The sequence below is a fragment of the Buchnera aphidicola str. APS (Acyrthosiphon pisum) genome, from assembly GCF_000009605.1.
Lineage (GTDB): Bacteria > Pseudomonadota > Gammaproteobacteria > Enterobacterales > Enterobacteriaceae > Buchnera > Buchnera aphidicola_I.
Genome location: NC_002528.1, coordinates 530,941 through 554,707, shown reverse-complemented (window position 1 = coordinate 554,707; position 23,767 = coordinate 530,941). Strand labels below are relative to the sequence as shown.

Below are 23,767 nucleotides of genomic sequence, written 5' to 3'. Positions count from 1 at the left end.
ATAAAAAATGGCATTAAAATTACGCCGTAATGATTCAGTTGTTATATTAACAGGAAAAGATAAAGGAAAAACAGGTATTATTAAAAATATTTTATCTTTAAATCAAGTAATTGTTAAAGGTTTAAATTTAATTAAAAAACATCAAAAACCAGTTCCATCTCAAAATAAAAGTGGTGGTATTATAGAAAAAGAAGCACCTATTCATATATCAAATATTGCTATTTTAAATCCTGAATCTAATAAAGCAGATCGTATTGGTTTTAGGTTTGAAGAAGGGAGAAAAGTTCGGTTTTTTAAATCTACTGGTAAAACGATTCAATAGTTTGGAGTAATATGATGGCGACATTATATGATTATTACAAATCAAAAGTTATAACTCAGCTTATGCATGAATTAAATTATAGTTCCGTTATGCAGGTTCCTAAAATTGATAAAATTACTTTAAATATGGGTGTCGGTGGAGCTGCTTCTGATAAAAAGATTTTAGATAATGCTATTTTAGATTTAACTGCTATATCCGGACAAAAACCACTAATTACTAAAGCTCGTAAATCTGTTGCTGGTTTTAAAATCCGTCAAGGTTATCCTATCGGATGTAAAGTTACATTGCGTGGTCAGAAAAAATGGCATTTTTTTGAACGTTTAATTATTATTGCTGTTCCACGTATTCGCGATTTTCGCGGATTATCAAGTCACTCTTTTGATGGTCAAGGAAATTATAGTTTAGGAATACGTGAACAAATTATTTTTCCTGAGATTGATTACGATAAAATTGATCGGGTTCGCGGGTTGGATATAACAATTACTACTACTGCAAAATCTAATCATGAGGCTCGTTTATTATTATCTGCTTTTAATTTTCCTTTTCGCAAGTAAAAAAATAAGGTTGCTCAATGGCTAAACAATCAATGAAAGCGCGTGAAGTTAAACGTGTAAAATTAGCTAATAAATTTTATACACAACGTCATGAATTAAAAAATATTATTTCTAATATGAGTATATCAGAGGAAGAGCGTTGGAATGCGGTGCTTAAATTACAATCTTTTCCGCGTGATTCCAGTCCGTCACGTCAAAGAAACAGATGCCGTCAAACAGGTCGTCCTCATGCTTTTTTGCGTAAATTTGGATTAAGTCGTATTAAAGTAAGAGAGGCCGCTATGAAAGGTGAAATACCTGGTTTAAAAAAAGCAAGTTGGTAAAATATTTTTCAGGTTTTGGAGCGTAAAAATGAGTATGCAAGATCCAGTAGCGGATATGTTAACCCGTATTCGAAATGGTCAATTAGCAAATAAATATTCTGTTAAAATGCCTTCATCGAAATTAAAAAAATCAATTATTCAATTATTAAAAGAAGAAGGTTATATTAAAGATTATAATGTTACGGGTGATACTAAACTAGAATTGGAAGTATTTTTAAAATATTTTCAAGGGAAGTCAGTAGTAGATATGATTCAACGTATTAGTAGGCCTAGTTTGCGTATATATAAAAACAAAAATAATCTACCTAAAGTAATGTCCGGTTTAGGAATAGCCGTAATTTCTACTTCTAAAGGGGTTATGACAGATCGTATGGCTCGTCAAGAAGGTCTTGGCGGTGAAGTTATTTGTTATGTGGCTTAATGGAGGAAGCATGTCTCGTGTTGCTAAATGTCCAATTGTTATTCCTTCTGGCGTTAATGTTCAGTTAGATTTGCAAGATATATCAATTAAAGGAAAATACGGTCATCTTTCACGTACTATTCATCAATCAGTTAAAATTGAATTTTTAAACAATCAAATAATTTTTTCACCACGTTTAGGTTTTTCTAATGGTTGGGCACAAGCAGGAACTTCAAGAGCTCTCGTAAATTCTATGATTATAGGCGTGTCTGAAAAATTTAGTAAAAAATTACAATTATCTGGGGTTGGATACCGTGTTTCAATAACAAAAGATAATATAATTAATATGTCGCTAGGTTATTCACATATAATTACATATCATTTGCCTAAGGGTATTAATGCAGAAAATTTATCTCCTACAGAAATTATTATTCAAGGTATAGATAAACAATTAGTTGGTCAGATTGCAGCTAATTTGCGTTCTTATCGTACACCAGAACCTTACAAAGGAAAAGGCATACGATATTCAAATGAAGTTGTACGTATAAAAGAGGCTAAAAAGAAATAAAATGATTTTTTCTAATAAAAATAAAATAATTTCTCGTATACGCCGATCTATGAAAACACGTTGTAAAATCAAAAAACTAGGTGCTATTCGACTAGTAGTACATCGTACTTCACGACACATGTATGCTCAAATCATTTCTTCTAAAGAAGCAAAAGTTTTGGTTTTTGCCTCAACATTAGAAAGAAAAATAAATTGTAGTTTGAAATATACAGGAAATAAAGAAGCTGCGGCAAAAATAGGTAAAATTATTGCAGAACGTGCCCTTTCAAAGGGAATATCTCATGTTTCTTTTGATCGATCTGGTTTTAAATATCATGGGCGTGTACAAGTTTTAGCTGAATCTGCACGTGAAGTTGGGCTGAAGTTTTAAGGCGAAAATTATAGAATGGCTAATATTGAAAAAAAAAATCACAATGATTTACAAGAAAAATTAATTACAGTAAATCGTGTATCAAAAACCGTCAAAGGCGGTCGAATATTTTCTTTTACAGCATTAACTGTAGTAGGAAATGGAGACGGAAAAGTTGGTTTTGGTTATGGAAAAGCACGTGAAGTACCCGCCGCTATTCAGAAAGCTATGGAGCAAGCAAGACGTAATATGATTACTATACCATTAGTCAATAAAACTTTACAACACTCTCTCAAGGGTTCTCATACTGGATCAAATGTGTTTATGAAACCTGCTTCTGATGGAACTGGTATCATTGCAGGAGGCGCTATGCGAGCAGTTTTAGAGGTAGCAGGAATACATAATGTTTTAGCTAAAACTTATGGTTCAACTAATCCAATCAATGTAGTTCGAGCTACTATGAATGGTTTAGTTAATATGAAGTCTCCAGAAATGATCGCTGCTAAAAGAAATAAACGTATTAAAGATATATTAGGATAAATTTTTTTAATGAAAAATATAAAAATTACTCAAATAAAAAGTGCTATAGGTAGATTGCCTAAGCATAAAAAAACTTTAATCGGACTTGGATTACGTTATATTGGACATACTGTCATACGTGAAGATACGCCATCTATTCAAGGAATGGTTAAGAAAATTTCTTATATTTTAAAAATACAAGAGGAATAGAAACATGCGTTTAAACACTCTTTCTCCAGCAAATGGAGCACGTCATAGTCGAAAAAGATTAGGTCGTGGTATCGGATCAGGTTTCGGAAAAACTTCTGGTCGAGGTCATAAAGGTCAAAAATCTAGATCAGGAAGTAGTATTCGTCGTGGTTTTGAAGGGGGTCAAATGCCGTTATACAGAAGACTTCCTAAATTTGGTTTTAATTCCAGAAAAAAAAATATTACAACAGAAGTTCGTTTATCAGATTTATCAAATTTGTCTACAAATATTATTGATCTTAACGTATTAAAACAAGAAAATATTATTAAAAAAAATATTAAATATGCCAAGATAATTCTTTCAGGAAAACTAACAGTTCCTTTGATAATACGAGGTCTACTTGTCAGTAAAGGTGCTCGTTCTGAAATTGAAAATACTGGTGGAAAAGTTGAAGGATAAGCGGTAAATAATGGTTAAGAAATTAGGATTAAATTTTAAAAATACTAAAACAAGTGTCAGTGAACTCAAGCAGAGAATCGTTTTTCTAATCGTGGCTATCATTGTTTTTCGTATTGGTTCTTTTATTCCAATCCCCGGCATTGATACTACAATTTTATCTAAAATATTAAATAATCAAAATGGTACTATTGTTGATATGTTTAATATGTTTTCTGGTGGAGCTTTAAGTCGTGCTTCTATTTTTGCTTTAGGCATTATGCCTTATATATCAGCATCTATTATTATTCAATTACTGACATTGGTATACCCAACTTTATCTGAAATTAAAAAAGAAGGAGAATCAGGACGTCATAGAATCAATCAGTATACTAGATACGCTACCTTAATATTAGCTCTTGTACAGTCTATTGGGATTGCTATGACTCTTCCTAATATAGCTGGAATTCGTAGTATTATAATAAACACTGATTTTTATTTTTATTTAATTGCTATTATAAGTTTAGTAACTAGCACTATGTTTTTAATGTGGTTAGGGGAATTAATCACAGAATATGGTATTGGTAATGGTATTTCAATCATTATTTTTATAGGAATAATAGCGGGTTTGCCTTCAGCTATCGGAAATACTATTGAAAAAACACGACAAGGAGATTTACATATTTTATTGTTTTTATTTATTTTGTTGTTAATTTTTTCGGTTATTTTTTTAGTTGTTTTTATGGAAAGAGGACAGAGAAAAATCGTTGTACATTATGCACAACGTCAACAAGGTCGTCGTATTTATGAAACTCCAAGTACTCATCTACCTTTAAAAATTAATATGGCTGGTGTTATACCTGCAATTTTCGCCTCTAGTATTGTTCTATTTCCTGCTACTATTATATCTTGGTGTAAAGTGAATCATGAATGGTTGACAAAAATATTATTTTATTTACAACCTAATCAGTTTTTATATTTGATTTTATATATATCTGCAATAGTGTTTTTTTGTTTTTTTTATACGGGATTGGTATTCAACCCTCGTGAAACAGCAGATAATTTAAAAAAATCAGGGGCTTTTATTTCTGGAATTAGACCTGGCGAACAAACAGCAAAATACATTAATAAGATTATGTTAAGACTCACTTTAGTTGGTTCTTTATATATTACATTTATTTGTTTAATCCCGGAATTTATGCGAAGTGCTATGAATGTTCCTTTTTATTTCGGTGGAACTTCATTATTGATTGTTGTTGTAGTTATTATAGATTTTATAACTCAAATTCAAACATTAATAATGTCTAATCAATATGAATCTATGTTAAAGAAAGCTAATTTAAATTAAATATTTTATACTAGAAGGAAATATGATGAAAGTACAAGCTTCTGTGAAAGTACTTTGCCGTAGTTGCAAAATTATAAAAAGAAATAATGTTGTAAGAGTAATTTGTAGTAATGATCCTAAGCATAAACAGCGTCAGGGTTAATCATTTTTGTCAATTAAAATATTTTTAAATATAAATTGTTATTATCTTTAGTATTATAAATTTGTTTAAAATACATTTATAAGGTTTTATAATATGGCACGTATTGCAGGTATCAACATTCCAGAAAATAAGCATACTTTGATTGCATTAACCGCGATATATGGAATAGGTAAAAAACGTTCTAAATTTATTTGTTCCATTGCAAACATTCCTGAACATTCTAAAATTGTAGATTTAAATGAAGAACAAATTGATCTTCTAAGAACTCATGTTGCAAAATATGTTATTGAAGGTGATTTAAGAAGAGAAAGAACTTTAAACATTAAACGTTTAATTGATTTAAGTTGTTATCGTGGTTTACGTCATCGTAGAAGTCTTCCAGTACACGGCCAAAGAACTAAAACTAATGCTAGAACTTGTAAAGGTCCTCGAAAACCAATAAAAAAATAATTTAGGTAAGATTAATTATGGTAAAGAATTCAACGTCTATTCGAACACGAAAACGTGTAAAAAAACAAATTTTAGATGGAATTGCTCATATTCATGCATCTTTTAATAATACTATTGTTACAATTACAGATAGACAAGGGAATGCTTTAGGATGGGCTACTTCTGGCGGTTCTGGTTTTAGAGGTTCTCGAAAATCTACTCCTTTTGCTGCACAAGTTGCTGCTGAACGTTGTGCAGAAATAGTAAAAGATTATGGTATAAAAAATTTAGAAGTAATGGTTAAAGGCCCTGGTCCAGGTAGAGAGTCTACTATTCGAGCTTTAAATGCTGCTGGATTTCGTATTACAAATATTACTGATGTGACACCAATTCCTCATAATGGTTGCCGTCCTCCTAAAAAACGTCGCGTGTGATTTTTAGGAATTTCTGGAGAATAAAATGGCAAAATATTTAGGTCCAAAATTAAAATTAAGTCGACGAGAAGGCACTGATTTATTTCTTAAATCAGGACTTCGTTCAATAGAATCAAAATGTAAATTAGAACAACCTCCTGGACAACATGGTATTCGAAAACCTAGATTATCTGATTATGCTATTCAATTACGCGAAAAACAAAAAGTGCGTCGTTTATACGGTGTCTTAGAACGTCAATTTAAAATATATTATAAACTAGCGGCTAGTTTGAAAGGCAATACTGGAGCAAATTTATTACAATTATTAGAATCTAGATTAGACAACGTAGTTTATCGTATGGGTTTTGGTTGTACTCGTTCTGAATCAAGACAATTAATTAATCACAAGTCTATCATGGTGAATAATAAAGTTGTTAATATTGCTTCATATCAAGTTTCTCCTAACGACCAAATTTCCATTAGAAATAAATCTAAAAATCAGTCTCGAATTAAAGCTGCTTTAGAACTTGTAGAGCAACGAGAAAAACCAATTTGGTTAGAAGTGAATTCAACTAAAATGGAAGGTATTTTTAAAAGATTTCCTGAGCGTTCCGATTTATCTGCAGAAATTAATGAATACTTAATTGTTGAACTTTATTCTAAATAATAAAGTTTACTATTAAAGAGAGGAAAATATGCAGAATTCTATCATGGATTTTTTAAGACCACGTTTAGTTGATATTGAACAAATTAGTGCGACTCATACTAAAGTCACATTAGAACCATTAGAAAGAGGATTTGGTCATACACTTGGAAATGCACTTCGTAGAATTCTCTTATCTTCCATGCCAGGATGTGCGGTAACTGAAGTTGAAATTGATGGAGTACTTCATGAGTATAGTACTAAAGAGGGAGTGCAAGAAGACGTTTTAGAAATATTGTTAAATTTGAAAGCGTTAGCGGTAAAAGTTTATGGAAAAGATGAAACCCTTCTCACATTACATAAATCTGGTATTGGTTCTATTACTGCCGCAGATATCATACATGATGGAGATGTTGAAATCATCAAGCCGCAGCATGTAATCTGTCACTTAACTGATGAAAATGCTTCTATTAAAATGCGAATAAAAGTGCAACGTGGAAGAGGCTATATTCCTGCATCTTCGAGAGTTCATTTAGAAGAAGATTCGCGACCAATAGGTTGTTTGTTAGTAGATGCTTGTTATAGTCCAATTAATCGAATTTCTTATAATGTAGAAGCTGCTCGAGTAGAACAAAGAACAGATTTAGATAAATTAGTTATTGAGATGGAAACTAACGGAACTATTGATCCAGAAGAAGCTATTCGACGAGCAGCTACTATTTTAGCAGAACAACTAGAAGCATTTGTTGATTTAAGAGATATTCGTGAACCTGAATTCAAAGAAGAAAAACCTGAATTTGAACCTATTTTGTTACGTCCAGTAGATGATTTAGAACTTACAGTTCGTTCTGCTAATTGTCTTAAAGCAGAAGCTATACATTATATTGGTGATTTAGTCCAAAGAACTGAAGTAGAACTTTTAAAAACTCCGAATCTCGGTAAAAAATCTTTAACTGAAATTAAGGATGTCTTAGCTTCTCGTAGCTTATCTCTTGGTATGAGATTAGAGAATTGGCCTCCATCAAGTATTTTAGATGAATAATTTATATTTTATATATTAACAACTTGATAAGAAGAGGTAAATTTATGCGTCATCGAAAAAGTGGTCGTCAATTAAATCGTAGCAGCACTCATCTTAATTCCATGCTGAAAAATATGGCATGTTCATTATTTACACATGAAGTGATAAAAACTACTTTATCAAAGGCAAAAGAACTACGTCGTATTGTTGAACCTATTATTACTTTATCTAAAATAGACACCGTTTCACGTAGAAGATTAGTTTTTTCTCGTATTCGTGATAATGCAATAGTAGCGAAATTATTTAAAAAATTAGGGCCTTGTTTTTTTAGTAGACTAGGTGGTTATACTCGTATTTTAAAATGTGGATTTCGATCTGGAGATAAGGCTCCAATGGCTTATATTGAATTAGTAGATCGTGTGAAAAATAACAAAAAAAATGAAATTTTAAAGAAATAAAATTTATACTATTTTTTATTAAAATATAAAAAATATAATTTTAAAGCAAACGGAAATATACCGTTTGCTTATTTTTTTTAATTTATATGATTTCAACAAAAAATATAAAATAAATTAAATATTTTTTTATAAAATAGTTCCTATTTTAAATAATTTTTTTTTAGAAATAATCACATTTTTAACATCTATTATTTTTTTTCCAGGAAATTGTAATTTTTTAATATTTAATATTTGATGCGATGTATTGATTTGAATTCCATTTTTATTATAGGAAATAATTTCTCCTACAGAGCGGTTATTTTGTGTTATAGGAATTACTTCTGATTGCCATACTTTTATATTTTTATTTTGTGATAAAAAATAACAGATTGGCCATGGATTAAATGCTCGTATTAAACGTTCTAATTTTTCGGCTGATAAGTTCCAATCTAATAAAGCATCTTTTTTGTATATTTTTTTTGATAAAATTACGTTTTTTTCGTTTTGTTTTTTATAAATAACTGTGTTCAATATAATTTTTTCTAAGACTTCTAGTAATGCTTCTATTCCTATTTTTATCAATTTTAAAGATAGGGTTTTAGTAGTATCTTTCGATGATATGCTGCACGTGATGGAGTGCATTATATTGCCGGAATCAATTTCATCATTCATTTGAATGATACTAATGCCTGTTTTTTTATCACCATGCAGAATTGATGATTGAATCGGAGTTGCTCCTCTCCATCTAGGTAAAAGTGAAGCATGCACGTTAATACAACCCTTTGAAAACATATTAAGTATTTTTTTTGGTATTATTTTCCCATAGGATACAACTGTCATGATATCTGCATTAAGTTTTAATAATTTATTTTGAAAATCCGTATCATTTAAATTTTCAGGTTGAAAAATAGGAATTCCATTATTTAAAGATAATATTTTCACTGGAGAAAAGGTGATTTTCTGTCCTCTTCCAGAATAACGGTCGGGTTGAGTGATAACTGAAATTACATCATGTGAAGAAGTGATTAGTGCGTGTAAATGTTCAGCAGAAAAATATTCTGTTCCAGCAAAAACAATTTTTAATTTTTTCAAATTTTTTTTATTCCTTTATGGAAAATTTTTTATTTTTTTTATTAATTTTTTCAAATTTTTTTTGAATTCTTTCTCTTTTAAATTTTGATAGATAATCAATGAATAACTTTCCTTTAAGATGATCTATTTCGTGCTGTATGCAAATAGACAATATTGATTTTGCTTCTATTTCTATTTTTTCTCCATCAAGATTTACTGCTTGCACCTGTATATAATTAGATCTTGGAATAGAAGCTTGATACTCTGGAATTGATAAACATCCTTCTTCAATACTAATATCACCTTCTTTTTTGATAATTTTAGGATTAATAAGTACTAAATTGTTTTTTTTTTGTTCCATTGTGTTAACTACTATGATTTGCAATGGAATATTTACTTGAGTTGCAGCTAAACCGATTCCTTCTTCTTGATACATTGTATCTATCATATCATTAGCTATTTTTTGTATTTTTTTATTAATTTCTTTTACGGGTTTAGCAAGAATTCTTAAACGTATATCAGGATAATAGAGTATTTTTAACAAAGACATATATATTTTAGATATAAAATAGTTGAATTTTATGTATTAGTATAGACTTTTTTATTATAATTAAAAGTTTAGTGCTATTATTTTTTATATTTTTAATAAAAACTTATTATATTTTTTAGTAAAAATTTTTTTCATTATATTACAATATTTTTCATATTATATTATTAATAATACTCACAATAAACTTATTTATAGAATATATTACTCAATATTTAAATTTTTTAATATATAATTGAGGACGTAATGTTTGATATATTAATATATTTGTTTGAAAATTATATACATAACGAATCAAGAATATCGATTGATTATGATAGTTTGACTAATGATTTGTCTGATATAGGTTTTCAAAGACGAGATATTTATAATGCTTTAAGTTGGTTAAAAAATCTTTCTTGTTACAAGAAAAATATTATTCCATCTATTAATCCATTATCCAATAAGATTACCATTCGAATTTATACACAAGAAGAATCACTAAAATTAAATGTCGATTGTCGTGGTTTTATTCTTTTTTTAGAACAGTTGGAGATATTGACATTAGATACACGAGAAGTAATTATTGAAAGAATCATGGAATTAGATATTAATGAACTGAATCTTGAAGATTTAAAATGGATCGTATTAATCGTTTTATTTAATGTACCTGGGTGTGAATCAGCATATCATAAGCTTGAAAATTTATTATTTAATTTTAAAGAAGACATAATTCATTAAAATATTACTTATAGTCAAGCAAACAATAATAATTTTTTATAAGAAGATGTTAATGGATAAACATTGTTTTTTAAACTCACTACTATATTGTATAAAAATGTTACATAATGATGATGTGATCGCATATCCTACAGAATCAATGTTCGGACTCGGATGTGATCCTAATAGTAAAAAAGCTGTAAAAAAATTGCTTAATTTAAAAAATAGAAGTATAGAAAAAGGATTGATATTAGTAGCTTCAGATTTTGATCAAATAAAAATGTATGTCAATGAAAATATTTTATCAAATAAACAAAAAAAGAAAATTTTTTTTCATTGGCCTGGACCATTTACCTTTTTACTTCCAGCTAAACCTAATACTCCTTATTGGTTGACTGGTAAATTTAATACTGTGGCTGTACGTGTAAGTGCCCATTTTGAAATAATAAAATTATGTAATGCTTTTGGACAAGCAGTTGTATCTACCAGTGCTAATATTTCAAATATGACGCCATGTTTTACTTCTGAAGAAGTGTTTAAATGTTTTGGTAAAGATTTTCCATTATTGAATGGAAAGATAGGAAATGAAAAAAATCCTTCTAAGATTATTAATATTATTAATGGAAAGTTAATTCGTTATGTTTAAATGCAAAAATTTTAATTATGCTGTATTTGGAAATCCTATAAATCATAGTAAATCTCCTGAAATTCATAGTTTATTTTCAAAACAGACAGGTATTTCTCATTTTTATAAATCTTGTAATGTTCCATTAAATAGCTTGTATGCTGTTTTACAAGATTTTTTTAAAAAAGACGGTCGAGGTGCAAATATTACCGCACCATTTAAACAAGAAGCTTATTTTTTTTGTAATAAGTTAACTAAAAGAGCAGAAGTTGCTCAATCTGTTAATACGTTGAAAAAAATAGATAATTGTAATATTTTAGGAGATAATACAGACGGAATTGGTTTGTTATCGGATTTAATAAGATTGAATTTTATAAAAAAAAATTATTCAATATTGATAATCGGTGCAGGTGGTGCTGCTAGAGGTGTTCTTTTTCCTCTTTTATCATATGGGTGTTCGATTTGTATTTTTAATAGAACTGTTTTAAATGCCGAGAAATTAGTCTTACAATTCCATAAATACGGAAATATAAATGTTTTTAATACAAATTCGTTACATGTAAAATCTTTTGATTTGATTATTAATGCAACATCGCATTTTATTCAAGATAAAGATAATTTTATTCCTTTTTCTTGCGTATCTTCTAAGACATGCTTTTATGATATGAATTATCAAACAGATAATACATTTTTTTTTGATTGGTCTCGTAAAACAGGATCTAATTTTTTTTCTAACGGAATAGGTATGTTAGTTTTTCAAGCAGCCCATTCTTTTTTTCTATGGCATAATGTGCTTCCAGAAATAGATTATATTATTGATCTTTTAAATAAATAATTTTTTTAAAATAATAAACAATCAAACTTAATTTACTAATTTTTTCATATTTTTTTAATATTTTAACTAATAATACAGAAATCACTTGACTCTTTTTTTTTGATCTGTTATTTATTATATCGTTAAATTAAAAAATAATTTTATTCAATAGTCCCCTTCGTCTAGAGGTCTAGGACATCGCCCTTTCACGGCGGCAACAGGGGTTCAAATCCCCTAGGGGACGATAAATAAAAAATATTTATAAAAATATTATATACTAATTTAAATTATTGTGTTATCCTCAAAATAACTTTAAAAGAAAAGTTAACATTTAACACAAAAAGCTCTTTAAAAATTCGGAAAAACAAGCATATAACTTATTTTTTTAAAACACCTGTGGGTTGTAAGGTTAAGCAAATAAGCGTACATGGTGAATGCCTTGGCAGTCAGAGGCGAAGAAGGACGTGCTAATCTGCGAAAAGCGTCGGCAAGCTGATATGAAGCGCAATAACCGTCGATATCCGAATGGGGAAACCCGATGCAATATTGCATCATTATTAACTGAATCAAATAAGTTAATAAAGCAAACCAAGGGAACTGAAACATCTAAGTACCTTGAGGAAAAGAAATCAACCGAGATTCCCTCAGTAGTGGCGAGCGAAAAGGGAACAGCCCAGAATCAAAATCAATATAAATTATAGTAGAATGATTTGGAAATTTCAGCGATACAAGGTGATAGCCCCGTATACAAAATATTTTATATTGTGGATTCAAAAAGTAGAGCGGGACACGAGAAATCCTGTTTGAATATGGGGGGACCATCCTCCAAGGCTAAATACTCCTGACTGACCGATAGTGAACTAGTACCGTAAGGGAAAGGCGAAAAGAACCCCGGCGAGGGGAGTGAAATAGAACCTGAAACCGTGTACGTACAAGCAGTGGAAGCATATTTTAAAATAATTTGTGACTGCGTACCTTTTGTATAATGGGTCAGCGACTTGTACTCTGTAGCAAGGTTAACTTAATAAGGGAGCCGAAGGGAAACCGAGTCCTAAATAGGCGTTAAGTTTCAGGGTACAGACCCGAAACCCGGTGATCTAGCCACGGGCAGGTTGAAGGTTGGGTAAAACCAACTGGAGGACCGAACCGACTGATGTTGAAAAATCAGCGGATGACCTATGGCTAGGGGTGAAAGGCCAATCAAACCGGGAGATAGCTGGTTCTCCCCGAAAGCTATTTAGGTAGCGCCTCGTGAATTCATCTTCGGGGGTAGAGCACTGTTTCGACTAGGGGGCCATCCCGGCTTACCAAACCGATGCAAACTCCGAATACCGTAGAATGTTATCACGGGAGACACACAGCGGGTGCTAACGTTCGTTGTGGAGAGGGAAACAACCCAGACCGCCAGCTAAGGTCCCAAAGTCATAGTTAAGTGGGAAACGATGTGGGAAGGCATAAACAGCCAGGATGTTGGCTTAGAAGCAGCCATCATTTAAAGAAAGCGTAATAGCTCACTGGTCAAGTCGGCCTGCGCGGAAGATGTAACGGGGCTCAAACTATGCACCGAAGCTGCGGCAGCAAAAATTATATTTTTGCTGGGTAGGGGAGCGTTCTGTAAGCCAACGAAGATATATTGTAAAATATATTGGAGGTATCAGAAGTGCGAATGCTGACATGAGTAACGATAAAGCAGGTGAAAAACCTGCTCGCCGAAAAACCAAGGTTTCCTGTCCAACGTTAATCGGGGCAGGGTAAGCCGACCCCTAAGGCGAGGCTGAAAAGCGTAGTCGATGGACAACAGGTTAATATTCCTGTGCTTAATATTACTGCGAAGTGGGGACGAAGAAGGTTAAGTTATCCAGGTGACGGTTATCCTGGTTTAAATGTGTAGGTATGATAATTAGGCAAATCCGATTATCTTTAATCTGAGGCATGATGACGAATCATTAAGGTGATGAAGTAACTGATACCACGCTTCCAAGAAAAGCCTCTAAGCATCAGGTAAAATTAAATCGTACCCCAAACCGACACAGGTGGTTAGGTAGAGAATACTAAGGCGCTTGAGAGAACCCAGGTGAAGGAACTAGGCAAAATAGTGCCGTAACTTCGGGAGAAGGCACGCTAATGTTAAGTGAAAGGATTTACTCCTATAGCTGAAGTTAGTCGAAGATACCAGCTGGCTGCAACTGTTTATTAAAAACACAGCACTGTGCAAACACGAAAGTGGAAGTATACGGTGTGACGCCTGCCCGGTGCCGGAAGGTTAATCGAAGGAGTCAAAGGAAACTTAAAGCTCTGAACTGAAGCCCCGGTAAACGGCGGCCGTAACTATAACGGTCCTAAGGTAGCGAAATTCCTTGTCGGGTAAGTTCCGACCTGCACGAATGGCGTAATGATGGCCAGGCTGTCTCCACCTGGGACTCAGTGAAATTGAATTTGCTGTGAAGATGCAGTATATCCGCGGCAAGACGGAAAGACCCCGTGAACCTTTACTATAGCTTGACACTGAATTCTGAATTTTAATGTGTAGGATAGGTGGGAGGCCATGAAGTTAAAACGCTAGTTTTAATGGAGCCAAACTTGAAATACCACCCTTTAAAATTCGGTATTCTAACCTAGTGCCGTAATCCGGCACAGAGACAGTGTCTGGTGGGTAGTTTGACTGGGGCGGTCTCCTCCCAAAGAGTAACGGAGGAGTACGAAGATTGGCTAATCACGGTCGGACATCGTGAGGTTAGTGCAAAGGCATAAGCCAGTTTGACTGTGAGCGTGATAACGCGAGCAGGTGCGAAAGCAGGTCTTAGTGATCCGGTGGTTCTGAATGGAAGGGCCATCGCTCAACGGATAAAAGGTACTCCGGGGATAACAGGCTGATACCGCCCAAGAGTTCATATCGACGGCGGTGTTTGGCACCTCGATGTCGGCTCATCACATCCTGGGGCTGAAGCAGGTCCCAAGGGTATGGCTGTTCGCCATTTAAAGTGGTACGCGAGCTGGGTTTAGAACGTCGTGAGACAGTTCGGTCCCTATCTGCCGTGGGCGTTGGAAGATTGAGGGGGGCTGCTTCTAGTACGAGAGGACCGAAGTGGACGCATCACTGGTGTTCGGGTTGTCATGCCAATGGCATTGCCCGGTAGCTAAATGCGGGAAAGATAAGCGCTGAACGCATATAAGCACGAAACTTGCCCCAAGATGAATCTTCCCTGAAACAGAAATGTTTACTGAAGGGACGTTGAAGACTACGACGTTGATAGGCTAGGTGTGTAAGCATAGCAATATGTTGAGCTAACTAGTACTAATGACCCAAGAGGCTTAACCTTACAACACCAGAGGTGTTTTTAAAATAAACTTAATAAAAAAGCTTGTTTTTACTGAATTTGTTGCTTTATTAAAAAAGCATATTTTAATAACATAAAAAATTTATTAAATTCCTGGTAAAAATAGTGTAGTGGTACCACCTGAATCCATTCCGAACTCAGAAGTGAAACGCTATAACGCCGATGGTAGTACGGGGCCTCCCCGTGTGAGAGTAGGTCAAATCCAGGAAAAAAAACCCGAAATTTTTTTCGGGTTTTTTTATACTTGAAATAAATTATTTTTTAAAATATATTACTATTTTAATTTATGAATAGTATAGTATTTATTAAAAATAAAAATATTCTTATTAAATTTTATACAAATATTTTTAAAATCAAATTACTTTCTAGCTAAGAATAGATTTACATGTTAATCTATTGAGAATTTAAATTTTTTTATATTTGATTTTTAATCATAAGTAATTGTTGATTAATACTTTTTTCAATGTAGTATATTTTTTCATGTAAGGTAATATAGATGTCCAAGATTAAAGGTAATGTTAAGTGGTTTAATGAATCTAAAGGTTTTGGTTTTATTACTCCAGAAGACGGTAGTAAGGATGTGTTTGTTCATTTTTCAGCAATACAAAGCAATGGATTTAAAACTTTAGCAGAAGGTCAGAGTGTTGAATTCGAAATCACCGAAGGAGCAAAAGGACCATCTGCCGCTAATGTTATTAGTTTATAAAGTTATTCAATTGTTTTTAATATAAAAACAAATATGTTTTATAGTACAGCTCCTAAAGAGAGCTGTACCATATTAGTACAAAATATTTCACATATATTTTGATGTTTTATAAAACCATTCTTACTATATTAATTTTACTAATTTCATGATATAAACATTCAATTTGTTCAAAATTTTTAGCACATATTGTAATTGAAACAGAAAGATAGTTTCCTCTATTACTTGATTTTACTTGAGGAGTGTAGTCTCCAGGAATCTGAATTTGAATAACTTTAATTATTTGATCGATCAGTTCAGGCTGCGCTAAACCAATAATCTTATAAGTAAAAAAACAAGGGAATCTTAACATTTCTCGCAATTTTGTTTTCATTATTAACCCCTATTTTTTTTACAAAAAAATATTTTATTATTCTTTCAAAACATAAAATTTTGTCATAATATTAATTTTTTATTATGTATTTTATAATTAATTTCATAAATTTTATAAATAATTGTATGGTTTTATTTAAAAAATAAAATTTTATAAAAATTTCTAGTAAAAAATAATTTAATCATTTTAGCACATTGGTAATATAGAAAATAATATATTTATATTATTTTCTTTAAATATATTTTTACGGGATACAAATTATGTTAAAAATTTTTAATACACTAACTAGTACGAAAGAAATTTTTACCCCTATTAAAAAGAATAGAGTTAATTTATATGTATGTGGTGTTACTGTTTATGATTTTTGTCATATTGGACACGGACGTACTTTCGTAGTTTTTGATATGATAGTTCGTTATTTACGTTTTTCTGGTTTTCAAGTCAAATATGTTCGAAACATTACTGATATCGATGATAAAATTATTTCAAAATCTACTAAAGAAAAAAAGAAAATTAATACTTTTACTGCTTCTATGATAAAAGAAATGCATAAAGATTTTGATTTATTAGGTATATCTGTTCCTGATGAAGAACCTCGTGTTACAGATTATATTGATAATATTATTAGGATAATTACAACGTTAATAAAGAAAAAACATGCATATATTCACAAAAATGGTGATGTTATTTTTTCTATAGATAGTGATCCTAATTATGGGACTTTATCTCGTCAGTCTTTAACATCATTAGAATCTGGATCACGAATCCCTTTAAATAATATGAAAAAAAATCCATTAGATTTTATACTTTGGAAATCTTCTAATAAAGAAGAATATTCTTGGGATTCTCCATGGGGAAAGGGACGTCCTGGTTGGCATATTGAATGCAGTGCTATAACTAATGTTTTTTTTAATAATTCTATCGATATTCATGGAGGCGGCTCTGATCTTCTTTTCCCTCATCATGAAAATGAAAGATCTCAATCTATATGTTTTAATAATAAATCGATGATCAATTTTTGGATGCATACTGGCATGGTTATACTGAATAATAAAAAAATGTCTAAATCTTTAGGTAATGTTTATTTTTTAAGAAATATTTTAAAGGATTGTGATGCTGAAGTGTTACGTTATTTTTTTCTTTCAACACACTATCGTCATCCTATTTACTACTGTGAAAAAAATTTAGATCAAGCATATACTTCATTAAAATATTTATACACAGCATTGTATGATACTAATCCTTTTTTTAATAACGAAGAAGGCCTTAATTTTGAATTAGAATTTTATAATGCAATGAATGATGATTTTAATACTCCTGCAGTATTTTCTATTTTTTTTAAAATAGCACGTAAAATTAATTTTTTAAAAAATAAAGACATATTAAAAACAAATAAATTTGCTTTTAGATTAAAATATTTAGCAAATAATTTAGGTTTTTTATTTCAGGATCCAAAAGAGTTCTTACAAAAAAAAACTACATTAAATTTACTCACACTAAAAGAAATTCAATTATTAATAGAAAAAAGAAATATTGCAAGACAATCAAAATTATGGCAAGAAGCAGATAATATACGAAAAAAACTCATGTCTTTAGATATAATATTAGAAGATTTACCTGATAAAACAATATGGCGTAAAAATAAAAAATCTTAAATATCATCATGATTTTCACAAGCTTCTAATGTATTTTGTAATAATGTTGCAACTGTCATAGGACCAACGCCACCTGGTACAGGAGTAATGTAAGATGCTCGTAGATATGCAGTTTTAAATTCTACATCACCTACTACTTTTCCATTTTTTAATCTGTTAATACCTACGTCTATAACTATAGATCCTGTTTTAATCCAACTGCCTTTTAAAAAATTTGCTTTTCCTACTGCAACAATTAATAGGTCAGCATTCTGAACATGATCTTTTAAATTTTTTGTAAACCGATGTGTGACAGTAGTTGTACATCCTGCTAATAACAACTCTAAACTCATAGGTCTTCCAACGATATTAGATGCTCCAACCATAACCGCATGTAATCCATGAGTTTTTATCTTATTATATTTTAACATTGTAATAATGCCCTTAGGTGTACATGCTCTTAATTTTGGCGTTCTTTGGCATAAAGAACCTGTATTATAAGGATGAAATCCATCTACGTCTTTATCAGGAACAATACTACTTAAAATCTTCATGTGATTTATTTGTGGGGGAAGAGGTAATTGTATTAAAATACCATCTATATTTTTATTTTCATTTAATTTAGAAATAATATTTAATATTTCTTTCTCATTGATATTACTAGGTAAATTCCAGCATTCTGAAAAAAAACCAACATTTTTACATGATATTTTTTTTTTATTTACATAAATTTGAGAAGGAATATGATTTCCTACTAAAATCATAGCTAAACCAGGTATTCTTTCTCCATTTTTTTTTCTTTGTTTTACCTTCTTTAAAATTTTTAGTTCTATTTTTTTTGCTATTTTATTACCATCTATAATTATTGCTGGCATCAGTAAGTAACTCAATTTTTTTATATGTTATATACTAAAATATTATTACTATTTTTAATAGTATGATTAAATATATCAAAATTTAATAATATTCATAGTAATTTAGTTGCATATATATTATATTAGTGTTAGATTTTAATCTAATTATTTATGCGTTCTTAGCTCAGCTGGATAGAGCAACGGCCTTCTAAGCCGTAGGTCACAGGTTCAAATCCTGTAGAACGCAAAAACTATTTTTTTAAAATTGTTTCTAATTTTTTTCTAATAGATGAAAATGAAAGCATAGCATCAATTTGAAAAAATTTTATATTACCCCGTTTTTTTTCATGAATATAATATTGTACTAAAGGATCATGTACTTTTTTGTATTCTTCTAATCTTTTTTTAATGCCCTCTTTTGTATCATCTTTTCTTGTGATTAAAGTTTGTCCAGTTAGATCGTCTTTGTCTTTGATTTTTGGGGGCTTGAATTTTACATGATAGATACGTCCTGATTGTATATGTATGCGTCTTCCTGATATACGTTCTAATATATATTCATGTGGAATTATGAATTCTAATACATAATCTATTTTAATATTTTTTTTTGATAAGTACAAAGCTTGTTGGATAGTTCTTGGAAAACCATCTAATATAAAACCATTGATACAGTCGTGTTTTTTAATTCTATTTTTTATTAAATGACATACAATTTCATCAGAGACTAGTTTACCCTCTTCAATAATATTTTTAATAATCATTCCTATTTTATTTTTCAACACAACACTTTCTCGGAGCATATCACCTGTAGATATTTGAGGAATTTTATATTTTTCTGTAATAAATTTTCCTTGTGTACCCTTTCCTGTTCCAGGTGCTCCTAGCAAAATAATACGCATATTTATTTCTTATGTTTGTATAAGTTAATCTAAAGATTACTACTAATATAATAGTAGTAATCATGTTTTTTATTATTTAATAAGTAATTTATTCATTCTAGAAATAAATTTATGTGGATTTTCTAAATTACCTTTTTCTGCTAATAATGCCTGGTCTAATAATAATTTAATCCATTGATGCAATTCATTCTCATTATTAATAGTACATATTTTTTTTATTAAAATATGATCCGGATTAATTTCAAAAATGTATTTTAACTCTGGCACAGATTGTCCTGCTGCAGAAAAAAGTTTAGCCATTTGTGTAGTCATTTCGGTAGAATCACTAAGTAAAACACAAGGAGTTTCTGTTAATCTATGTGTTAATCTTACATCTTTTACTTGGTTGCCAAGTATGTTTTTAACTTTTTTTAAAAATTCAATCATTTCTGTTGAAACATCTTTGTTTTTTATTTTTTTTTCTTTTGTCAGCTTATTTAGAGAAATATCTTCTTTGCTAATAGATTGAAACTTTTTTCCTTCAAATTCAGAAAGGTAATTCATCATCCATTCGTCAATTCGATCCGATAATAATAATACATCAATATTATTTTTTTTAAATAATTCTAAATGAGGACTGTTATTTGCAGACGAATAACTATCTGCAGTAATGTAATATATTTTTTCTTGTTGTTCGTTCATATTTGATATATATTCTTTTAAAGACATCTTTTGTTCGGAATTATTACTTTTCATTGATGTAAAACGTAATAGATTAGCAATTTTGTTTAAATTTTCATGATCTTCTGCAGGACCTTCCTTTAAAACGAGACCGAATTGATTCCAAAAAATTTGGTATTTTTCATTATTTTTCTGTGCTAGTTTTTCTAACATACTTAAAGATTTTTTTATCAGTGATTTTCTTAATTTTTCTGTAATAGAATTATCTTGTAATATTTCACGAGAAATATTTAATGGTAAATCGCTAGAATCTATTAAACCTTTTATAAAACGTAAGTAATTAGGAAGAAAGGCTTGAGAATTATCCATAATATAAACACGTTTTACATATAATTTTAAACCGTGTTTATTATCTCTATTCCATATATCCCAAGCAGCTTTTTCAGGAATATATAATAAACTAATATACTCTTGATTGCCTTCTACGTGATTATGACTCCATATAAGAGGATCATTTTGATCATTGGTGAGATGTTTATAAAAATCTTTATATTCTTCTTCTGTAATAGAGGATTTATTCAATGTCCATAATGCTTTAGCTTTATTAATTTGTTCCCAAAAATATGTTTTATTTTTTTTATCATAATCTTGTATATGTATTGGAATAGTAATATGATCAGAGTATTTACTAATTATATTTTTTATACGCCAAGTTTCTAAAAATTCTTCTTCTTCTTTTTTTAAAAATAGAGTGATTTCAGTACCTCTAGTTTTTTTTACAATATTTGTAATATTGTACTCTCCTTCTCCTGAAGATTCCCATAATATTCCTTTATTAGATTCTAAACCAGCAAATCTAGTTCTAACTGAGACTTTTTCTGATACAATAAAAGATGAATAGAAACCAACGCCAAATTCTCCAATTAATTCATTTTTTTTATTTTGTTTTTGTTCTAGAGATTGGAGAAATGATTTTGTTCCTGATTTAGCAATTGTTCCAAGATTTTCAATGGTGTCTTCTTTTGTCATTCCAATGCCATTATCACTAATGATCAATGTTCTTTGTGCTTTATTTATAGATATTTGAATTTTTACATCACTATCATTTTCATATAATTCTGGTGATGATATAGATTCAAATCGTAATTTATCTATTGCATCTGATGAATTAGATATCAATTCTCTTAAAAAAATTTCCTTGTTAGAATATAGTGAATGAATCATTAAATGTAATAATTTTTTTGTTTCTGATTGAAAATTATAAACTTCTTTTTTTTGTGTTTTCATGCAGAAAGACCTCTTTTTAAATTAACAATAAAAGTAATTTTAAAAGTATAAAAAGTACTTTTGAATAAAATTATCATAGTAAAAATAAATTTATTCAATAAATTTATACTTATTTCGCATATATAATTTTTTTACTTTATTTTATTTAAACGGGCATATTAAATCCATTTGGAAGCTGCATGCCTGTAGATATAGCAGACATTTTCTTTTTTTGTACTTCAGATATTCTTCTTGTCGCATCATTAAATGCGGCTGCTGCTAAATCTTCTAGCATATCTTTATCGTCTTGAAGTAAACTAGGATCTACTTCCACACGTCTACAATTATGTGCACCATTAATTGTCACTTTAACTAATCCAGCGCCAGCTTCTCCTGTCACTTCCATTTGAGCTATTTCCTCTTGTATTTTTGCCATTTTTTCTTGCATTTGTTGTGCTTGTTTCATCAAATTACCTAAACCACCTTTAGTAAACATATATATTGATCTCTTTTTTGTAATGTGAAAGTCATATTTTTTATTTTTTATGCCAAAAATTTTATTTTAAAAATAAATAATTTTCTATTTTTTTTATCTATATGTTTTATTTAATGATTTGTTAAAATTACTATATATATTATTTTTTATCATGTGCATTTTTTTATATTATCAATTTATTATACTGTATTGGATATTTTTTTATCAGTTAAATATACATATCAAATACTTTCAATATGTTTTTATATGAAATATTAATTATTTCATATCTTTTATGATCTTGTTAAATTTATATGTTTTTATATTAATATTATATTTTTTATATTGCAGAAATAACACGTAATAAAGACATTTCTACTCCTATTTTTTGACTTGGAGCAAACTTTAGTTCTTTTCTTCCATTTAATAGTATTTGATAACATAATTGAATATTAGTTTTTTTATTATTTTGAGCTATTTTTTGAATTTGATTTTTGTATTTTTCGGTAAAAATTTTTTCCCAAACTAATGGAAAAGATTGCGATGTAGAAATATGATATAAAAAACGTAACATTTCTATCAAAATTTCTTCCCATTCTACTCCTATACTACTAATTTTATTTAACAACAACATTGTTTTTTTTGAATCTTTTTTTAAAACCGCATCAGTTAACAAAAAAGAATATTTTTCTGGTAGAAGTCCTAGCATATCTGTTACATTTTTTATATTAACATGTCCATTTCCTAGATTTATAGCATGTTCTAGTAAATTAAGTGCATCGCGTATACTTCCATGAGCATGATAAGCTATTTTTTTTAAAGAATATTCATCTGTATCAATAGATTCTTTAATTAAAATATACTTTAAAAATTTGAAAATTTTTTCTTCAGATATTATTTGCAATTTAAAATACAAACAACGAGAGATAATAGTTTTAGGGATTCTGTCTACATCTGTAGTTGCTAAAACAAACTTAACATGTTCAGGTGGTTCTTCAAGAGTTTTAAGAAGTGCATTAAAACTATGACGAGAAAGCATGTGTACTTCATCAATTAAATATACTTTAAAACGACTTTTAATAGGAGAATAATAAATACTATCTAAAATTTCTCGCATTTCTTCAACTTTAGTCCGAGAAGCTCCATCTATTTCAATTACGTCTAAACATAACCCTTTTTCTATTTCTTTACAAATAATACATTGTCTACAAGGATCTGATGTGATTCCATTTTGACAATTTAGACTTTTAGCAAGTAAGCGAGCGATAGTAGTCTTTCCGATTCCTCTAGTACCAGATAATAACCATGCATGATGAATACGACCAAGAGATAATCCGTTAGATATAGCAGTAACAATATGTTTTTGACCGATTATATCTCTAAAATATTGTGGACGCCATTTTCGTGCTAATATTTGATAGTTCATATAAATTTCATAATGTTTCATTAAAAAACTATTATGCTATCAATATTAATTGTATTGTGAAAGTACTCTTCTTGATTTTTCAAATATTTTTGAAATATAGTTTTTAAAAATAAATATTGGTTGTAAATTTTAAATTTCATCTATATAATAAAAAATCTAATTTTTTATTATGAAAATATAAATAAAGAGTTATCTGTTAGCTCCAAACACTGCAATATTGAATAGTTGGTCAGATTCGGAAGGAAGCAGCCAAATCAATTGATACAGGTGTTCTGATAAAGCTAACAGAA

Annotated in this window: 29 protein-coding genes, 2 tRNA genes, 2 rRNA genes and 1 other RNA gene; 26 read left to right on the top strand and 8 right to left on the bottom strand. The window is 29.8% G+C overall.

The window, feature by feature from the left end; all coding sequences use genetic code 11:
- The first annotated feature begins 7 nt into the window (after positions 1–7).
- The 16 genes from rplX (at position 8) to rplQ (ending at position 8,114) form a co-directional block, all read left to right on the top strand.
- On the top strand, positions 8–322 hold the full coding sequence (gene rplX / locus BU_RS02675) for a 50S ribosomal protein L24 (protein WP_009874464.1): 315 nt from the start codon (positions 8–10) through the stop codon (positions 320–322).
- Between the two features lie 14 nt (positions 323–336).
- A complete protein-coding gene (gene rplE / locus BU_RS02670) occupies positions 337–876 on the top strand; it encodes a 50S ribosomal protein L5 (RefSeq protein ID WP_009874463.1) in 540 nt (179 codons plus the stop codon).
- Between the two features lie 17 nt (positions 877–893).
- A complete protein-coding gene (gene rpsN, locus BU_RS02665; protein ID WP_009874462.1) occupies positions 894–1,199 on the top strand; it encodes a 30S ribosomal protein S14 in 306 nt (101 codons plus the stop codon).
- Between the two features lie 28 nt (positions 1,200–1,227).
- Positions 1,228–1,620: a 30S ribosomal protein S8 gene (rpsH, locus tag BU_RS02660; RefSeq protein ID WP_009874461.1), complete on the top strand. Its 393-nt coding sequence runs from the start codon at positions 1,228–1,230 to the stop codon at positions 1,618–1,620.
- 10 nt (positions 1,621–1,630) lie between these two features.
- Complete coding sequence (rplF, locus tag BU_RS02655; protein WP_009874460.1) at positions 1,631–2,167, top strand: 50S ribosomal protein L6; 537 nt, start codon at positions 1,631–1,633, stop codon at positions 2,165–2,167.
- 1 nt (position 2,168) lies between these two features.
- Positions 2,169–2,537, top strand: coding sequence for a 50S ribosomal protein L18 (gene rplR / locus BU_RS02650; RefSeq protein WP_009874459.1), 369 nt, complete (start codon positions 2,169–2,171; stop codon positions 2,535–2,537).
- Positions 2,538–2,552: 15 nt separating this feature from the next.
- Entirely contained in the window at positions 2,553–3,056 is a 504-nt protein-coding gene (gene rpsE / locus BU_RS02645; protein ID WP_009874458.1) for a 30S ribosomal protein S5, read from the top strand.
- Between the two features lie 9 nt (positions 3,057–3,065).
- A complete protein-coding gene (rpmD, locus tag BU_RS02640) occupies positions 3,066–3,245 on the top strand; it encodes a 50S ribosomal protein L30 (RefSeq protein ID WP_009874457.1) in 180 nt (59 codons plus the stop codon).
- 4 nt (positions 3,246–3,249) lie between these two features.
- Positions 3,250–3,684, top strand: coding sequence for a 50S ribosomal protein L15 (gene rplO, locus BU_RS02635; RefSeq protein ID WP_009874456.1), 435 nt, complete (start codon positions 3,250–3,252; stop codon positions 3,682–3,684).
- Between the two features lie 10 nt (positions 3,685–3,694).
- A complete protein-coding gene (gene secY, locus BU_RS02630) occupies positions 3,695–5,008 on the top strand; it encodes a preprotein translocase subunit SecY (RefSeq protein WP_010896145.1) in 1,314 nt (437 codons plus the stop codon).
- 25 nt (positions 5,009–5,033) lie between these two features.
- Complete coding sequence (rpmJ, locus tag BU_RS02625; protein WP_009874454.1) at positions 5,034–5,150, top strand: 50S ribosomal protein L36; 117 nt, start codon at positions 5,034–5,036, stop codon at positions 5,148–5,150.
- A 93-nt stretch (positions 5,151–5,243) separates the two neighbouring features.
- The gene (gene rpsM, locus BU_RS02620) at positions 5,244–5,600 is read left to right on the top strand and encodes a 30S ribosomal protein S13 (protein WP_009874453.1); all 357 of its coding nucleotides are present in this window, start codon (positions 5,244–5,246) and stop codon (positions 5,598–5,600) included.
- A gap of 17 nt (positions 5,601–5,617) precedes the next feature.
- Positions 5,618–6,013, top strand: a complete 396-nt coding sequence (gene rpsK / locus BU_RS02615; protein WP_009874452.1) for a 30S ribosomal protein S11 — start codon at positions 5,618–5,620, stop codon at positions 6,011–6,013.
- A 25-nt stretch (positions 6,014–6,038) separates the two neighbouring features.
- Positions 6,039–6,659, top strand: a complete 621-nt coding sequence (gene rpsD, locus BU_RS02610) for a 30S ribosomal protein S4 (RefSeq protein ID WP_009874451.1) — start codon at positions 6,039–6,041, stop codon at positions 6,657–6,659.
- 28 nt (positions 6,660–6,687) lie between these two features.
- Positions 6,688–7,677 carry a DNA-directed RNA polymerase subunit alpha gene (locus tag BU_RS02605; RefSeq protein ID WP_010896144.1) on the top strand — a complete coding sequence of 330 codons (990 nt, stop codon included), beginning with the start codon at positions 6,688–6,690 and terminating at the stop codon, positions 7,675–7,677.
- A gap of 44 nt (positions 7,678–7,721) precedes the next feature.
- The gene (rplQ, locus tag BU_RS02600; RefSeq protein ID WP_010896143.1) at positions 7,722–8,114 is read left to right on the top strand and encodes a 50S ribosomal protein L17; all 393 of its coding nucleotides are present in this window, start codon (positions 7,722–7,724) and stop codon (positions 8,112–8,114) included.
- A 126-nt stretch (positions 8,115–8,240) separates the two neighbouring features.
- Here the strand turns inward: rplQ and fmt are convergent, their stop codons facing one another.
- Positions 8,241–9,185 carry a methionyl-tRNA formyltransferase gene (gene fmt, locus BU_RS02595; RefSeq protein ID WP_009874448.1) on the bottom strand — a complete coding sequence of 315 codons (945 nt, stop codon included), beginning with the start codon at positions 9,183–9,185 and terminating at the stop codon, positions 8,241–8,243.
- 7 nt (positions 9,186–9,192) lie between these two features.
- Entirely contained in the window at positions 9,193–9,714 is a 522-nt protein-coding gene (gene def, locus BU_RS02590; protein WP_009874447.1) for a peptide deformylase, read from the bottom strand.
- Positions 9,715–9,957: 243 nt separating this feature from the next.
- Between def and BU_RS02585 the strand changes: the two genes are divergently transcribed.
- The 7 genes from BU_RS02585 to cspE all read left to right on the top strand — a co-directional run bounded on the left by BU_RS02585 (position 9,958) and on the right by cspE (position 15,893).
- The gene (locus BU_RS02585) at positions 9,958–10,431 is read left to right on the top strand and encodes a DUF494 family protein (protein ID WP_009874446.1); all 474 of its coding nucleotides are present in this window, start codon (positions 9,958–9,960) and stop codon (positions 10,429–10,431) included.
- A 97-nt stretch (positions 10,432–10,528) separates the two neighbouring features.
- Positions 10,529–11,056, top strand: coding sequence for an L-threonylcarbamoyladenylate synthase type 1 TsaC (locus BU_RS02580; protein WP_010896142.1), 528 nt, complete (start codon positions 10,529–10,531; stop codon positions 11,054–11,056).
- Positions 11,049–11,870, top strand: coding sequence for a shikimate dehydrogenase (gene aroE / locus BU_RS02575; RefSeq protein WP_009874444.1), 822 nt, complete (start codon positions 11,049–11,051; stop codon positions 11,868–11,870). The genes BU_RS02580 and aroE overlap by 8 nt, the downstream gene beginning before the upstream one ends.
- A 150-nt stretch (positions 11,871–12,020) precedes the next feature.
- Positions 12,021–12,093, top strand: a tRNA-Glu gene (locus BU_RS02570).
- 163 nt (positions 12,094–12,256) lie between these two features.
- Positions 12,257–15,169, top strand: a 23S ribosomal RNA gene (locus tag BU_RS02560).
- Positions 15,170–15,279: 110 nt separating this feature from the next.
- Positions 15,280–15,395: ribosomal RNA gene (gene rrf, locus BU_RS02555) — 5S ribosomal RNA — on the top strand.
- Between the two features lie 288 nt (positions 15,396–15,683).
- Positions 15,684–15,893 (top strand): transcription antiterminator/RNA stability regulator CspE, encoded by a 210-nt coding sequence (gene cspE / locus BU_RS02550; protein ID WP_009874442.1) that lies wholly within the window; start codon positions 15,684–15,686, stop codon positions 15,891–15,893.
- A 106-nt stretch (positions 15,894–15,999) separates the two neighbouring features.
- Here cspE and ybeD read toward each other — a convergent pair whose 3' ends face one another.
- Entirely contained in the window at positions 16,000–16,263 is a 264-nt protein-coding gene (gene ybeD / locus BU_RS02545) for a DUF493 family protein YbeD (protein WP_009874441.1), read from the bottom strand.
- A 260-nt stretch (positions 16,264–16,523) separates the two neighbouring features.
- Here ybeD and cysS point away from each other — a divergent pair, with 260 nt between their 5' ends.
- Positions 16,524–17,918 carry a cysteine--tRNA ligase gene (gene cysS / locus BU_RS02540; RefSeq protein ID WP_010896141.1) on the top strand — a complete coding sequence of 465 codons (1,395 nt, stop codon included), beginning with the start codon at positions 16,524–16,526 and terminating at the stop codon, positions 17,916–17,918.
- On the opposite strand, the gene folD is transcribed toward cysS, so the two are convergent.
- Entirely contained in the window at positions 17,915–18,772 is an 858-nt protein-coding gene (gene folD, locus BU_RS02535) for a bifunctional methylenetetrahydrofolate dehydrogenase/methenyltetrahydrofolate cyclohydrolase FolD (protein WP_010896140.1), read from the bottom strand. The genes cysS and folD overlap by 4 nt on opposite strands.
- A 152-nt stretch (positions 18,773–18,924) precedes the next feature.
- Here folD and BU_RS02530 point away from each other — a divergent pair.
- Positions 18,925–18,998: transfer RNA gene (locus BU_RS02530), tRNA-Arg, on the top strand.
- 4 nt (positions 18,999–19,002) lie between these two features.
- Here BU_RS02530 and adk read toward each other — a convergent pair.
- The 4 genes from adk to dnaX form a co-directional block, all read right to left on the bottom strand.
- Complete coding sequence (gene adk, locus BU_RS02525) at positions 19,003–19,650, bottom strand: adenylate kinase (RefSeq protein ID WP_009874438.1); 648 nt, start codon at positions 19,648–19,650, stop codon at positions 19,003–19,005.
- A gap of 72 nt (positions 19,651–19,722) precedes the next feature.
- Positions 19,723–21,597, bottom strand: a complete 1,875-nt coding sequence (gene htpG, locus BU_RS02520) for a molecular chaperone HtpG (protein ID WP_009874437.1) — start codon at positions 21,595–21,597, stop codon at positions 19,723–19,725.
- 145 nt (positions 21,598–21,742) lie between these two features.
- The gene (locus tag BU_RS02515; protein ID WP_009874435.1) at positions 21,743–22,072 is read right to left on the bottom strand and encodes a YbaB/EbfC family nucleoid-associated protein; all 330 of its coding nucleotides are present in this window, start codon (positions 22,070–22,072) and stop codon (positions 21,743–21,745) included.
- Positions 22,073–22,391: 319 nt separating this feature from the next.
- Positions 22,392–23,477 (bottom strand): DNA polymerase III subunit gamma/tau, encoded by a 1,086-nt coding sequence (gene dnaX, locus BU_RS02510; RefSeq protein WP_009874434.1) that lies wholly within the window; start codon positions 23,475–23,477, stop codon positions 22,392–22,394.
- Positions 23,478–23,671: 194 nt separating this feature from the next.
- On the opposite strand from dnaX, the gene ffs reads away from it, so the two are divergent.
- Positions 23,672–23,767: signal recognition particle sRNA small type (gene ffs, locus BU_RS02505), an RNA gene on the top strand.

What these genes read in the sequence shown, in the direction of transcription:
- rplX (WP_009874464.1), top strand. Translation starts at nt 8, where the DNA reads ATGGCATTAAAATTACGCCGTAATGATTCAGTTGTTATATTAACAGGA.
- rplE (WP_009874463.1), top strand. Translation starts at nt 337, where the DNA reads ATGGCGACATTATATGATTATTACAAATCAAAAGTTATAACTCAGCTT.
- rpsN (WP_009874462.1), top strand. Translation starts at nt 894, where the DNA reads ATGGCTAAACAATCAATGAAAGCGCGTGAAGTTAAACGTGTAAAATTA.
- rpsH (WP_009874461.1), top strand. Translation starts at nt 1,228, where the DNA reads ATGAGTATGCAAGATCCAGTAGCGGATATGTTAACCCGTATTCGAAAT.
- rplF (WP_009874460.1), top strand. Translation starts at nt 1,631, where the DNA reads ATGTCTCGTGTTGCTAAATGTCCAATTGTTATTCCTTCTGGCGTTAAT.
- rplR (WP_009874459.1), top strand. Translation starts at nt 2,169, where the DNA reads ATGATTTTTTCTAATAAAAATAAAATAATTTCTCGTATACGCCGATCT.
- rpsE (WP_009874458.1), top strand. Translation starts at nt 2,553, where the DNA reads ATGGCTAATATTGAAAAAAAAAATCACAATGATTTACAAGAAAAATTA.
- rpmD (WP_009874457.1), top strand. Translation starts at nt 3,066, where the DNA reads ATGAAAAATATAAAAATTACTCAAATAAAAAGTGCTATAGGTAGATTG.
- rplO (WP_009874456.1), top strand. Translation starts at nt 3,250, where the DNA reads ATGCGTTTAAACACTCTTTCTCCAGCAAATGGAGCACGTCATAGTCGA.
- secY (WP_010896145.1), top strand. Translation starts at nt 3,695, where the DNA reads ATGGTTAAGAAATTAGGATTAAATTTTAAAAATACTAAAACAAGTGTC.
- rpmJ (WP_009874454.1), top strand. Translation starts at nt 5,034, where the DNA reads ATGAAAGTACAAGCTTCTGTGAAAGTACTTTGCCGTAGTTGCAAAATT.
- rpsM (WP_009874453.1), top strand. Translation starts at nt 5,244, where the DNA reads ATGGCACGTATTGCAGGTATCAACATTCCAGAAAATAAGCATACTTTG.
- rpsK (WP_009874452.1), top strand. Translation starts at nt 5,618, where the DNA reads ATGGTAAAGAATTCAACGTCTATTCGAACACGAAAACGTGTAAAAAAA.
- rpsD (WP_009874451.1), top strand. Translation starts at nt 6,039, where the DNA reads ATGGCAAAATATTTAGGTCCAAAATTAAAATTAAGTCGACGAGAAGGC.
- BU_RS02605 (WP_010896144.1), top strand. Translation starts at nt 6,688, where the DNA reads ATGCAGAATTCTATCATGGATTTTTTAAGACCACGTTTAGTTGATATT.
- rplQ (WP_010896143.1), top strand. Translation starts at nt 7,722, where the DNA reads ATGCGTCATCGAAAAAGTGGTCGTCAATTAAATCGTAGCAGCACTCAT.
- def (WP_009874447.1), bottom strand. Translation starts at nt 9,714, where the DNA reads ATGTCTTTGTTAAAAATACTCTATTATCCTGATATACGTTTAAGAATT.
- BU_RS02585 (WP_009874446.1), top strand. Translation starts at nt 9,958, where the DNA reads ATGTTTGATATATTAATATATTTGTTTGAAAATTATATACATAACGAA.
- BU_RS02580 (WP_010896142.1), top strand. Translation starts at nt 10,529, where the DNA reads ATGTTACATAATGATGATGTGATCGCATATCCTACAGAATCAATGTTC.
- aroE (WP_009874444.1), top strand. Translation starts at nt 11,049, where the DNA reads ATGTTTAAATGCAAAAATTTTAATTATGCTGTATTTGGAAATCCTATA.
- cspE (WP_009874442.1), top strand. Translation starts at nt 15,684, where the DNA reads ATGTCCAAGATTAAAGGTAATGTTAAGTGGTTTAATGAATCTAAAGGT.
- ybeD (WP_009874441.1), bottom strand. Translation starts at nt 16,263, where the DNA reads ATGAAAACAAAATTGCGAGAAATGTTAAGATTCCCTTGTTTTTTTACT.
- cysS (WP_010896141.1), top strand. Translation starts at nt 16,524, where the DNA reads ATGTTAAAAATTTTTAATACACTAACTAGTACGAAAGAAATTTTTACC.
- folD (WP_010896140.1), bottom strand. Translation starts at nt 18,772, where the DNA reads ATGCCAGCAATAATTATAGATGGTAATAAAATAGCAAAAAAAATAGAA.
- adk (WP_009874438.1), bottom strand. Translation starts at nt 19,650, where the DNA reads ATGCGTATTATTTTGCTAGGAGCACCTGGAACAGGAAAGGGTACACAA.
- htpG (WP_009874437.1), bottom strand. Translation starts at nt 21,597, where the DNA reads ATGAAAACACAAAAAAAAGAAGTTTATAATTTTCAATCAGAAACAAAA.
- BU_RS02515 (WP_009874435.1), bottom strand. Translation starts at nt 22,072, where the DNA reads ATGTTTACTAAAGGTGGTTTAGGTAATTTGATGAAACAAGCACAACAA.
- dnaX (WP_009874434.1), bottom strand. Translation starts at nt 23,477, where the DNA reads ATGAACTATCAAATATTAGCACGAAAATGGCGTCCACAATATTTTAGA.